Origin of the sequence: Paenibacillus peoriae, assembly GCF_022531965.1 — a bacterium.
Classification (GTDB): Bacteria; Bacillota; Bacilli; order Paenibacillales; family Paenibacillaceae; genus Paenibacillus; species Paenibacillus polymyxa_D.
The window spans coordinates 2,561,535-2,573,761 of the sequence record NZ_CP092831.1 but is presented as its reverse complement, the minus strand read 5'-3'; the positions used below and the strand labels follow the sequence as shown (position 1 = coordinate 2,573,761).

General features: G+C 45.3%; 13 protein-coding genes. 4 read left to right on the top strand and 9 right to left on the bottom strand.

Going from position 1 to position 12,227, the window contains the following annotated elements; translation table 11 throughout:
• Together MLD56_RS11515 and MLD56_RS11510 are read right to left on the bottom strand one after the other, a co-directional pair.
• A complete protein-coding gene (locus tag MLD56_RS11515) occupies nucleotides 1–780 on the bottom strand; it encodes an ABC transporter ATP-binding protein (RefSeq protein WP_029514871.1) in 780 nt (259 codons plus the stop codon).
• A 180-nt stretch (nucleotides 781–960) separates the two neighbouring features.
• Nucleotides 961–1,806 (bottom strand): YheC/YheD family protein, encoded by an 846-nt coding sequence (locus MLD56_RS11510; RefSeq protein ID WP_029514870.1) that lies wholly within the window; start codon nucleotides 1,804–1,806, stop codon nucleotides 961–963.
• A 208-nt stretch (nucleotides 1,807–2,014) separates the two neighbouring features.
• Between MLD56_RS11510 and MLD56_RS11505 the strand changes: the two genes are divergently transcribed.
• Complete coding sequence (locus tag MLD56_RS11505) at nucleotides 2,015–2,851, top strand: DUF6492 family protein (RefSeq protein ID WP_029514869.1); 837 nt, start codon at nucleotides 2,015–2,017, stop codon at nucleotides 2,849–2,851.
• A 62-nt stretch (nucleotides 2,852–2,913) separates the two neighbouring features.
• Nucleotides 2,914–4,257 (top strand): sugar phosphate nucleotidyltransferase, encoded by a 1,344-nt coding sequence (locus tag MLD56_RS11500; protein ID WP_029514867.1) that lies wholly within the window; start codon nucleotides 2,914–2,916, stop codon nucleotides 4,255–4,257.
• 229 nt (nucleotides 4,258–4,486) lie between these two features.
• Here MLD56_RS11500 and MLD56_RS11495 read toward each other — a convergent pair whose 3' ends face one another.
• Both MLD56_RS11495 and MLD56_RS11490 read right to left on the bottom strand, forming a co-directional pair.
• Nucleotides 4,487–5,182, bottom strand: a complete 696-nt coding sequence (locus tag MLD56_RS11495; RefSeq protein WP_029514866.1) for a succinylglutamate desuccinylase/aspartoacylase family protein — start codon at nucleotides 5,180–5,182, stop codon at nucleotides 4,487–4,489.
• Between the two features lie 5 nt (nucleotides 5,183–5,187).
• Nucleotides 5,188–6,222: a glycosyltransferase family 4 protein gene (locus tag MLD56_RS11490; protein ID WP_029514864.1), complete on the bottom strand. Its 1,035-nt coding sequence runs from the start codon at nucleotides 6,220–6,222 to the stop codon at nucleotides 5,188–5,190.
• Nucleotides 6,223–6,575: 353 nt separating this feature from the next.
• Between MLD56_RS11490 and MLD56_RS11485 the strand changes: the two genes are divergently transcribed.
• A complete protein-coding gene (locus MLD56_RS11485; RefSeq protein ID WP_029514862.1) occupies nucleotides 6,576–7,049 on the top strand; it encodes a C40 family peptidase in 474 nt (157 codons plus the stop codon).
• A gap of 82 nt (nucleotides 7,050–7,131) precedes the next feature.
• Here MLD56_RS11485 and MLD56_RS11480 read toward each other — a convergent pair whose 3' ends face one another.
• The gene (locus MLD56_RS11480) at nucleotides 7,132–8,508 is read right to left on the bottom strand and encodes a sensor histidine kinase (RefSeq protein ID WP_029514860.1); all 1,377 of its coding nucleotides are present in this window, start codon (nucleotides 8,506–8,508) and stop codon (nucleotides 7,132–7,134) included.
• Entirely contained in the window at nucleotides 8,505–9,218 is a 714-nt protein-coding gene (locus tag MLD56_RS11475) for a response regulator transcription factor (RefSeq protein ID WP_029514858.1), read from the bottom strand. Before MLD56_RS11475 ends, MLD56_RS11480 begins: the two co-directional genes overlap by 4 nt.
• 146 nt (nucleotides 9,219–9,364) lie before the next feature.
• Here MLD56_RS11475 and MLD56_RS11470 point away from each other — a divergent pair, with 146 nt between their 5' ends.
• The gene (locus MLD56_RS11470; RefSeq protein WP_029514856.1) at nucleotides 9,365–10,015 is read left to right on the top strand and encodes an undecaprenyl-diphosphatase; all 651 of its coding nucleotides are present in this window, start codon (nucleotides 9,365–9,367) and stop codon (nucleotides 10,013–10,015) included.
• 42 nt (nucleotides 10,016–10,057) lie between these two features.
• Here the strand turns inward: MLD56_RS11470 and MLD56_RS11465 are convergent, their stop codons facing one another.
• From MLD56_RS11465 to MLD56_RS11455, 3 genes are all read right to left on the bottom strand, one after another.
• Nucleotides 10,058–10,732, bottom strand: a complete 675-nt coding sequence (locus MLD56_RS11465; protein ID WP_029514854.1) for a phosphatase PAP2 family protein — start codon at nucleotides 10,730–10,732, stop codon at nucleotides 10,058–10,060.
• Nucleotides 10,733–11,074: 342 nt separating this feature from the next.
• Entirely contained in the window at nucleotides 11,075–11,908 is an 834-nt protein-coding gene (gene yidC / locus MLD56_RS11460; RefSeq protein ID WP_029514852.1) for a membrane protein insertase YidC, read from the bottom strand.
• Complete coding sequence (locus MLD56_RS11455; RefSeq protein WP_223830783.1) at nucleotides 11,874–12,203, bottom strand: hypothetical protein; 330 nt, start codon at nucleotides 12,201–12,203, stop codon at nucleotides 11,874–11,876. Before MLD56_RS11455 ends, yidC begins: the two co-directional genes overlap by 35 nt.
• Nucleotides 12,204–12,227 lie beyond the last annotated feature (24 nt).

Sequence of the window (12,227 nt, the reverse complement as noted above, 5' to 3'; positions counted from 1 at the left end):
CTACACCATAGAGAGCCATGCGCGATTCTGTCTCCATTCTACTTGCACAGGCGTTTCAAAAAAAGCACTAAGCGTTTCACTGCTTAGAATATCAGTCGTTTTACCTTTAGCAAATACCGTGCCCCGGCGGATTAAAATCGTATGCGTGTACATCGGTAGAATTTCTTCGATATGATGTGTAACATACAGTAAATTCGGCGAAGCCGGCGACTCCGATAACTGGCGAATGCTATCCAGCAATGCTTCCCGGGAAAAAAAGTCCAAACCATTACACGCCTCGTCCAAAATCAGTAGCTTGGGCGAGGCCATTAATGCGCGGGCGATAAGCACTTTCTGCTTTTCTCCCTGTGAGCATCCCTGATACAACCGATCCACGAGATGAGCACACCCCAGTTGCGTCATAAGCTGAACGGCCTGTTCATAATCTGTATCCGTCGTCTGATCATAAAGTCCAATGGAGGCAAATTTGCCACTAATAACAACATCCTGCGTACGCTGACTCCCATTAATTCTTTCCTGTAAAGAGGAACTGACCCAACCAATAGATTTGCGCAGCTCCCTCAGATCCACATCCCCAAAGGTATGGCCCAATACACCAACACTACCTGTGGTTGGCCATATGTAACCGTTAATCATATTGAGCATCGTTGTTTTACCTGACCCATTCAAGCCGAGTACAGCCCAGTGCTCTCCCTCAGCTACCTGCCAATTGATTTGATCTAGTATGGTGCGGTTATCTCTCTTCCAGCTTACATTGTTAAGTTCAATGACAGAATTCATGGCTGTACATCCTTTCTATTCGTCGTATCATCAGATGTTTATACGCATAGTAAAGATCATCATTAGTACGTCTAGCTTCTCTTTCATGTAAGCATAGCACAGGGTCACAGGTTGTTCAATTTTAAATAACCCACTCCATTGTTCATATAGGAGTGGGCTGGCAATGAAGCAATCCACTAATCAAGATACTTTTTCTTTTTTAAAATCCTTAATTACATTCTTATCTTTGTTCTTATCTTTATTTGTGTCTTTGCTTGGGACCCTAACCTTCCTTCTTTCATTAGCCAGTCGCCAATAGCCTAATACTTTACGGTACATGGACTTATCTGATAATTGGTTAAAAATATATGGGTCCGGCTTCGTATTCACCTCAATAATCCATGGGGTAAAGCGATGATCCAGTCCAATATCCACACCAATTTGCCGGAAATTTGGATATGTTTTTTGCAGTTGTTTGGCGATGGTAAGACCCAGTTCATTTAGTTTCTTGACCAGCTCCGCCTGTTTGCTTTGCGATAAATGGGATTTTAGTAACTGCTCCAAGGCCATCGGCTTGCCACCACTATGATAGTTAGTCACGATTTTACGGGGATGACCCAGACGTCCAATAATTCCAGTAGACTCCCATAGCCCTTTTTCATTACGCTGCACCATGACCCGAATATCAAAATAACGCATTTGATGGCGTAGTAAATGGATTCCCTTTTGAATAAGATAACTTTTCTTCCCCGTATGTTTCGATAGGCTGGTATATAGTGCATCCAAATGTTTAAATTCTTGACGCGTTTCCTCATATTGATAGGCGAAACGCTGGCCAGCCTCCTGCTCTACTCTCATTACACCTTTACCAAAGGTACCTCGCTCGGGTTTTACATAGACCATACCGTATTTCTCCAGCATTGACTTCAAATTTGCTTTGTTATATTTGCGAGTTTCTGGTACATAAGGTTTGATGCTTCCATTCTGAAGCAACAATTGGGTTTTATGCCATTTGCTGCGCGACGCCTGCGCTTGTGAAGAATTCACTTGCCCCTCTCCTCTCTACTCTCAGGTAGAACGCTCTTGTTAAAAAAGATCAATCTATCGTATGCGCTAACTCCCCATTCGAAGCTTCATCAGCCCTGTCCTGCATAGAAATGGACGTTTGACCTTGCCCGGTCGAAAGCGCCTGTCCAAGCATACGATATTGGGAGACGCTGGGAGCGTATATTTGCACATATAGGGAGTGAATAACATGTCAGCGCAATCGGATGGTCCACGGAAGGGTTCCCTTACAATCGATGTTCTGATTCCCGCAATTGATAAAGATATTGCCACACTACCGCTGGTAATTGACAGTCTGCGCCGTCACGTGCAGCACCGAATTGGAAATATTTATATTGTTTCACCGCAAAGCACCGGGATTCGCCGACTGTGCGTAAACAAGAAATGTACATTTATAGACGAAAAAACGGTGCTGCCCATTACCAAAAAACATATCCATTACGGAACAACGCGCTGGGACCGTTCAGGCTGGCTGTATCAACAATTGCTCAAAATGAATGGCGACAAAATCAGTAAAGCCTCTTTTTTCCTCGTCATTGACGCGGACACGGTTTTGATTCGTCCACATACGTTCCGTAAAGACGGAAAAACGATTTTTTACTACCGCAGCTGGAGCCAGCCTGAGTATTTTCGCACCCATCACAAGCTGATGGGCGTTAAAGCTCCCTCACCAAAGTCCTTTGTTACTCATTATATGCTTTTTGAAAAAGCGCGGCTTACCCAGCTCAAGCAAGTTATCGAGGCCCGTCATGGAAAACCTTGGTACAACGCAATTATCCACAGTATAGACCGGACAAAACAGTTTGGGTTTTCCGAATATGAAACGTATGCCAACTATTTATACAGTAATCAGCCCTCTCGGATGATTTTGCGCAAGTCATTGAATAAAGCGCTTCATCGTCGGGCTTCTTCCCTGTCGCAAAAACAATTGGATGTCTTGGCTAAGAGCTATCGCTCCTTATCTTTTCATCAACGCAAGGTGTACCAGCTTACTCCAAAAACAAAGATTGAATCATCGCTAAAATAGTTTTTAAAATCCTGCAAAATGATGCAGTCCAAAATAGATCTGCATTGAAGGAGGAAACGTCCGTGCGCATCGTATTATTATGCGGTGGTGCCGGAAAACGGCTATGGCCACTATCCAACGAAATCCGGTCGAAGCTGTTTCTCCGGTTGTTGTCCGCTCCTGACGGGCATAAGGAATCTATGCTCGGTCGGGTGTACCGTCAGCTTACCTTAACCGGGCTGGATTCCTCTGCCCTGCTTCTGGCTCATCGGAGTCAGGTAAATCTAGCCTTTCGCCATACAGAAGGTCGTCTGCCCGTTCTGGGCGAGCCTGCCAAACGTGGAACCTTCACCGCTGCTGCACTGGCAGCTGCTTATTTTCACACCAGAGGCACAGGGCTGGATGAAGTTCTCTGCATTGCCCCAGCGGACATGTTTGCAGGAGAGGATTTCTTCCATAGCATAGCAGCGCTCTCCGGCATATTGTTTGAGAGCGGAGCCGATCTGGCTATGCTTGGGACAAGGCCCACTCATCCCTCCGACCAATACGGCTACGTCGTTCCGGGTCTGCAAATGATACGGGAAGGGAAAACTTCCTATGCGCAAGTTGCTCGCTTCACAGAAAAGCCGGATCTCCCCGGAGCACAACAGCTTATTCATCAGGGCGCGCTCTGGAACTGTGGTGTTTACGCTTTTACATTACGGTATATGTTGTCCTGTATGGAGCGAAGTGATCTGCCGCTGAACGATAAAGCATTATGCGCGATGTATGATAGCCTCCCCGTTCGCAGTTTCGACGAAGAGATTGCAGAGCGTGCCGAACATGCCATCGTCCTGCCCTACGATGGCGAATGGCACGACATCGGCAACTGGCAGGCTCTAACAGAGCAGCTAAACAGTCAAGTAATCGGGCGTGGACAGATTAGTGGGCAGACTCACGGCACGCATATCGTTAATGAGCTGCCCTATCCACTTCATGTCATTGGTGTGGAAGATATTATTGCTGCCGCGAGTCCCGATGGCATTCTCATTGCGTCCAAGAGCCATGCCCACGTAATCAAGGAGCAGCTAGGTAAACTTCAACTTCACCCCATGCATGGTGAAACCTCTTGGGGCAGTTACCGAGTGCTGGACGAATTTGATCATCGGAGTCTGAGCGATATACTGGCCATACGGCTGACGGTACTGCCAGATCAACGTTTGAATGGCCGTATTCACGGCAGTGGACTTAAAGTATGGACGATCGTGTCCGGCCGGGGAGAGGTCATGCTGAACGGAGAACGTTTTGCTGCGGCAAGCGGTTCTGTATTTAGCATTCCGGTCGATACGCATCACACAATCCGTGCCGATCTGGATACACCACTGGAGCTAATTGAGGTACGTCTGGGAAACAGCTTGGTGAACGCCTTCTATAAATCCGAGTCCTGACAACACATAGATCAGGATTTTGCAAAATTTGATTTCAGTCGCTCCAAAGTGCAATATATAGACGAACTAGACCATTTCGATCTATATATTGTTCATTGGAAGTCGCTTATTGGATTTTTGCAAAATCCTCAGATATAATGCACGCTACGGATTCTGAACGAAGGTCGCAGGTCGCACATAAAAAATCGCTTCTGAGCAAGGTGAAAAAGCCCTTGCTCCAGAAGCGATATTATTTTGTGATGCAGTTACCTTTGACTATTCCGGCTTCTTTTAAAAAATGCTGAACGATCTCCAACTGATAGTGTATGCGTACTTTCTTAGGCAGGCTCCAACCCGTTTCCACGGTAACCGCGCGTGCACCTAAAATACGGGCTACAGCGGTGCGGGAGGAACCTGGAAGCTCATGCAGCCGAATGTTGAAATGTCGGTCGCTCACCTGGATGGAGCGATTCATTCGCTTAATAATCCGACGAACCGTAGGAACCACCGGATTACCCTTGTTGGAGATCAGCGTTTGACCAAGCACCTTGGCATCCTTTTGTGACAATCCGTTAGCCTCATGCAAGTCGAGGTACCATTCAGGTTGATGCTTTTGTGTTAATTTGAATAGAGCAGCGGAAAGCGGTTGTGTTGCTAGCTGCTTTTTTTTGCGCGGAAAGGTTCGATTAAGATCAGGTATTCCTCTAATCCGTTTGCGGTAAGCCTTTTGGTTTACAATCGGTACAATTATAAGCTTACCCTGGCTAATTCGCAGTTTTTGCTGATTCAAAAGCTTCACCAGTTTCTCAGCAGCTCGTATGCTAGCTATTTCATTACCATGTATCCCCGCGACCACCATCACACACGGACCTTTCTGCCCCCCTGTGACTATATAATAAGGAGTTGCCCAAGAGCCATTTCCGAGCATATATCGTTTGACCTGCATCCCCTTCACCTCCGTATAGGCTGTCGTTGTCCTCTCTTCTGTTCTCGCCGACGGATGATTTCACGGTATAGTCTTAAGTAGTTACTGGTCATCTGTTTGTTGGTAAATCTTTGGTTGACATATGAACGAAGCTGCGCTGGTGACGGATAATTTTTTTGCTGTGCCTTTCCTGCCATTTGGCTAACTGATTTGCAAATCAACTGTGGAAAGCCCAAGAGTACCTCGGGAACGGAGCCATTTTTTAATGCCAGCACCGGTGTTCCACAAGCCATGGCCTCGACCATTACGAGTCCAAATGGCTCTTCCCACAGTGTCGGAAACAGCAGACACTCTGCATGTTTCAGCAGCTTCTGTTTCTGAGCACCTCCAACTGCACCTACATAGCGTATATTCGGATTACGCTGAATTCGTTTCTGAATCTCTTTACGGAAAAATTCTGGAGCTTTGATAGGACCTGCAATAAGCAGTTTTTTTCCTGTTCGTTCTGCAACCTGAATGGCCTGCAATACACCTTTATCTCGTATGATTCTGCCCATAAACAGCAAGTAGCCACGCTTCTCACTGCTGAACTCGTATTCATGGGTGTTGATACCATTATAGATATAAAAACCTTTGCCCCTGCCCATCAGCTGACGCGCTCGTTTACTGACATATACCGGGTTTTTACCGTGTCTCTTCACTGGAAGATGAACGGTGCATACTGATGGACAAGGCAGCTTCCTACGTCCCACAGAAGAACGAAAAGTATGATCATGAATGATATGTGTGTTGGAAGGCATATGCCGGAGTACATATTGGGGGATCTGACTTTGTTTCAAACCCTTGGGGTAGGTAATCAACCGCGCACTGCTCCTGCTCCCACGGGCGGCAAACAGCGATACATGATGCCCTCGTCTCACCAATTCCTCAGTTAATTCATGCACGACCTTTTCCGTTCCGCCTTTGTTAGAGGGTACCGGTTGTGCATCGGGATAGTTGGAAATGACCTGAACAATGGTTAGACGCCGTTTTTTGAGTGCTTTATTCTGCCTTGAAGCCATACGAATTCCCCTTCCTGACCGGAAATACGGTGTGATCCTTACGATGTCAACGGGAATCAGAGCATACTCCCGTACAAGTTATAAACTGTAGTATATAGGTATGTATATTTTGCGTGATTGCTTGTGCCAATCGTCTGCAAGTCGTTTTTTGCCATACGAGCCTATCTATAAGGGGAGTCTATACAATTTGTCAAGCTAAAATTAAGGAGAAAATTCTCATCGTTTTCTAATAAATGAGGACAAAGCGTTGGGGTAACAGGTTTGTAACCATGAGTGGTAAATTCCGGACATTTTATTTGTGTTATTGTCATTTCAGGACATCAACACAATACGAATAACGGAGGAATTTATATATGAAACGTACTTCAAAAAAATTGTGGATGGGTATTTGCTTTACTATGACTTTGGCATTGAGCGCAGGGAGCTTCGTCGTTGGGCCAGCCACCACTCATGCCGCTTCGGCAAGTAAAGCTGATCAGATTATTTCTAAAGGTTCCCAGTTTATGGGTGTGCGTTATGAGCATGGAGCCCCAGCAGGCAATACAAGATCTTTTGACTGCTCTTCGTTCACTCAATATGTATTTGCACAAAATGGCATCAAGCTTCCACGTTCGTCCAGACAGCAATCAACTGTTGGCACTTTCGTACCGCGTAGTCAGCTGAAAAAAGGCGATTTGGTCTTTTTCTATGCGCCAATTCATCATGTAGCCATTTACATGGGGAACGGCAAAATTCTGCATACGTATGGTAAAGGCGGCGTAACGGTTACAGATCTAAATTCGGGCTGGTGGAGCCGCAATTACACAACAGCACGTCGTGTCCTCTAGGATAAATTTTAGTTGATTCCCATCCACCGAATGCTTAACTTACAAATAACAATAAAAAGGGCTGTTCCGCGAGTAGATATTTCTACTGGAGGGACAGCCTTTCCTTTTGTCTTTGGGGCAGCGTGACGATGACTACCGTTCCTTCTCCTTCTACGCTCTCCATACGTATCGTACCCTGATGAGCATCTGTAATTGCCTTGGCAATCGGCAACCCCAGCCCGGTCCCTCCAGTTTTACGATGCCTGGAGCTATCTACCCGATAAAATCGTTCGAAGACCCGCTTGATCTCGCCCTCAGGTATTCCGATCCCATAATCCTTAACCCGGATATAGACATCCTTTTTATCTTTAGATAAGCCTATTTCAATCTCATCCGAGCTGTATTTTAATGCATTATCCAGTAGGATCACTAGCAATTGCTTCATTTTTGTCAGGTTGGCATCCAGCCAAATTTCTTTCTCTTCGGTTAAAATAGAAATTTGACGATCATGTACAGGCTTGAGATGCGCTACTACCTGTTGACAACAACCGATCATTTCTATCCGCTCATGCGGCTCAGGGTCTTTCTGCTGTGAGGAGGCAAGAGTCAGCAACTGCTGTGTCATCGTACGCATTCGCTGAGTTTCTTCATAGATCGATTCAATGGATTCCTTATGAATGTCCTCATCACGCGTGCCCCACCGCCGCAGCATGTTGGCATAGCCCTCAATAATCATAAGTGTGGTATTCAGTTCATGTGAGGCATCTGAAACAAACTGCTGCTGGCTCTGAAAGCTTTCTTCTAATCTCTCCATCATTCGGTTAAAAGTAGCGGTCATTTGGGACAATTCATCTTGATTATGACTGCCAGCGGGGATTTTTTTAAATTTTAAGCTTCTCTCAATTTCCTGCATCGTTTGAATACTACTGGAAATCGGCAGCAATATGGCATTCGCCAAAATCGTGCTCCCTACCAAACTTAGCATCATTGCTCCTACAGTCGAAGTGATGAGAATCGTATTTAAAATATCGAGATTGGTTTCGAGTGCATCCCATTTTTCCACGATCTCCAGCGTTCCCTTCTGATTGCCCTCCGGAGAAAGCACGGGGAGATGGATTACCAGAATTTTATGACCCTGTACATCAGTCAATTGAGAGCTTTGAGAAGTGTTAAAACGAATATCGCCCAGCTTAAAGCGTGACTGGCGACTTACTTCATACAGAAGTCGGGATTGCTGATCAAACACCCTCAGAATAGTATCTCCGGAAAGCTCATCTTTCAATTTTGGACTCCATGCATTCTTCAGAATCATGGTATGTCCGGTTTCGGCAATGATTTCAGTCCACTTATTTTGCAGCACTTCTCTTTCATTTCGCGTAGCGATTTTGACGAACAACAAATGAACCGTGACATCCACAAACAGGAGTATTATCATCACTAAAATAGAACTGAGCAGGGTGATTTTGGTCCGCAGCTTCAATGTTCTTCCTCCCTGATGCAGTACCCCACACCACGTACGGTTTTAATTAATTTCTTTTTGTATCCATGATCAATTTTTTTGCGAACATACCGGATATACACATCTACGACATTCGTATCACCAACAAAATCAAACCCCCACACGTTCTGAATCAATTCGTCCCGCTGCAATACCTGATTTTTGTGCTCCATCAGATAGAGAAGCAGATCATATTCTTTGGGCGTCAGTTCGATTCGGTTTTCTTCCCGCACCACTGACCTAGTCTTGCGTTCCAACACCAAACTATCCACTTGGAGCCTGGACGACAACTTGTCCTCTTTTTGTGAAGCGGTAGCTGTTGGCTCCATTTGATGCCTCATACTGGCCCGCATCCGCGCTAATAACTCCTCAATCTCAAAAGGCTTCGTAATGTAATCATTGGCACCTTCATCCAGACCTGAAACCTTATCAGGAGTCGTGTTACGTGCAGTGACCATAATTACTGGTGTATGATTGTTCACTTTTCGAATCTGCTTCAGCACCTCGACCCCGTTCATTTTCGGCAGCATGACATCCAGAATGATGATATCCCATGTACGTGCTAGAGCTTTTTCCAATCCTTCTCTGCCCGTTTGTGCGATTTCAACTGCATATCCTTCATGGGATAACTCCAACTGAAGCAATCTGGATATCTTCTCTTCATCATCAATGACCAGCACCGACTTTTCCATCGCAAAACCACCTATTTCTATAGAAAAAGCAAATGAGTAACGGAAATGACATTCATTTTTTATTTGATTTTAAGCTTTTATCCGTGTAGTCGCTCTATAATATAACTTTGTTATTCAATTTTTTGATGTTAAGGAGTAATTTATTCATGTTAATTAATGTAGACTATGCTTTATTTCACTGGATCAATGAACTCGCTAATTCCCTCGCCTTTTTGAATGGAACCATGCGTTTCTTGGCGCAATATGCACCGTATTTATTCGGAGTGGCTTTGCTGATTTACTGGTTCACCTTTAAAATGCCGCATCGAATGATGGTTTTAGAAGCCGTTATAACGGTTTGTATCGGCTTTGTAATTAGTTGGGGTCTTGGACATTTGTTTTACAGAGATCGGCCTTTTGTCGGACATTCAGTCATTCAGCTTATTCATCATGATCCCAATGCTTCATTCCCGAGTAACCATGCACTTGGAGCGTTTTCTCTGGCTGCCATTTTATGGCTTCATCATCAAAAATTTCGTGTTCTCTGGGTTATTTTAGCTGTACTCATCGCAGTATCCCGCGTATGGACCGGAGTGCATTATCCCTCGGATATTTTGGCAGGTGCGCTTATTGGTGCAGGTTGTGCCATCGGCGTTCATCAATTCATTCGAAGTCGGAAGCTACCTGGCATCTTTATGCAGGCGGCTATTATATTTTATGAAAAATGGGAGCAGAAGCTGGGGCTCAAGCCTGGTGAACAGGCCAGAACCAAGATGACTGAACACACTTCCTCTGTCCAAATGAAAAGCAGACGCTAAAGCGTCTGCTTTTTTTAGAAACTTCATTATTTATGCAACCCGTTATGCTGTCGATTTAGAGCGAAGTGACAGCATTCGTCGTTCTTCGTACCGCTGATAAAACCAAATACAAGCTGCCATCCAGCAGCCACTCATAAAATAGCCACCCACAACGTCGCTCGGATAATGTACGCCCAAATAAATGCGGCTCGTCCCGATTGCTACAATCAGCAGGCTGCTGAGTACAATAAGAAGGATACGCCCCAGCCTAGAAGGAACATGCTTCCACACTAAAAATGTCAGCGCCGCATACATGCTGAAAGCTGTCATGGAATGTCCGCTTGGAAAGCTGTATCCATTCTCTTCAATAATACGGTGAATCTCCGGTCTCGCACGCTGAAAAAGTACTTTCAGTATCGTATTCAGCATTACCGATCCCAATACACCAGCCGCCAAAAAAAGCAGTTCTCTGCGGTGTCCCAATACTCTATAGAGCACGAACATGGCCATTAAAACAATGATCACAACTGGAATTCCGCTGCCGATCATGGTGAAAAATTTCATTACACGGGTCATGGCGGGCGACTCCAGTTGTCCAATAACCGAAATAATTTCCTGGTCAAAATGCCGAACTTGATGGTCACTCACCCATAATGCGATTAAGCCAAAACCGAATGCACATACTATACATGTGAGCAGAGCCAAGGAAATGGGCAGCTTTGTTGATGTTTGCTTCATTTTCTGTAGTTCCTCCATAATATTCATTGCGTGATAAAACAAAGTGCAGCATTAGCTTAGATATAGGTCTTACTTTGCCCACTTTTCCCTTATCATTTCATTAAAAGAATTAGTTGCATCCTCCACATAATGAAACCCGTTTTCAAAAAATATCACTTTCAGAATCATTTTATAATATAAGAAATTCATATTGACTACAAAATCGCAAGCGGACTGTAGCGAAAAAAGCAGCAACAAAAAAGGACGCCATTCAAGCCTTATAAACGGCTCGAATGACATCCTATGATTACACGTGGCATACTACAAACGTAATTCCCAAGTTAAACAAGCATCATCTACTAATTAGGTTGGTGTGACTTCTCCAAGTTTAACCTTACTCTCTGCTTCCTCTATTGGATAGCGTCTGCGGAACCACAGCGACTGAAGCAGCAAGAAGGTGCCGCTTACTGTCCAATATAATGGCATGGCAGCAGGGGCATTGAAGGAAAAGACCGCCATCATAATCGGTGAAAGATAGCCCATGATCGCAAATTGCTTGCGCTGGTCAGGCGTCATCTGAAACTGAGAAAGCTTGGCCTGTGCCAAGTATACAATTGCGACGACGATTGACAAAACCCAGTCCGGCTGTCCGAGCCGGAACCATAGGAAAGAGTGAGATGCGAGCTCCGGGGTTAAGCGGATTGCTGTATACATACCGCTCAAGATCGGGAGCTGAATGAGAATAGGCAGACAACCGATATTAAGCGGATTGAATTGATGTTCTTTGTAAAGCGACATCATTTCCTGCTGCATACTCTGCTGGCTGGTGGTATCTTTCTTGTTTTCATACTTCTTCTTAATTCGGTCCAAGTCGGGCTGCATAGCGCTCATCTTGCGCTTCATACCCTGCTGGGCACGCGTTTGACGCATCATAAGAGGCAGTAAGGCCAGACGGACAATGAATGTCAATGTCATAATCGCCAGCCCAAAGCTTCCACCAAACCATTGCGCCAATTGCTGAATAAGCCAAGAAAGCGGGAACACCACGTAATGATTAAAAAATCCGGGTGTCTGTGCATTTATCTCCGCAGCATTCGCACCACAACCAGACAGTAGCATGACCACCGCCAACGCTACCATTAATCCAAATATCCGTTCTTTTTTACCCCAAAAGGTGAATCCCTTGAATCGTTTCATATGTTCCTCCTCGTTGATTGGCTGTGCCATCGTTCAACGAGGGAGAACAATCGGATGCATCTTCATCCGGCGCTTCTTTACGCCGGATATGTCGGGCCAGCCGGACAGGCATGTCCTGTCCACGGGCAGACATCGGCATCTGCGGAGAGGCATGAGACCTCACGGGCCCACCTTCGACCCAGCATTCGGGTACATTGCCGTGCAAATGAGCGAGATACGTATAAGTCACTGTGCACAGCAAGCCGATTGTAAATAAATAAGGGAGTAGGTCTTGAAGCTCAAACAAGGGATTCACCTCCTTCGGTTTGTTGCTACAATT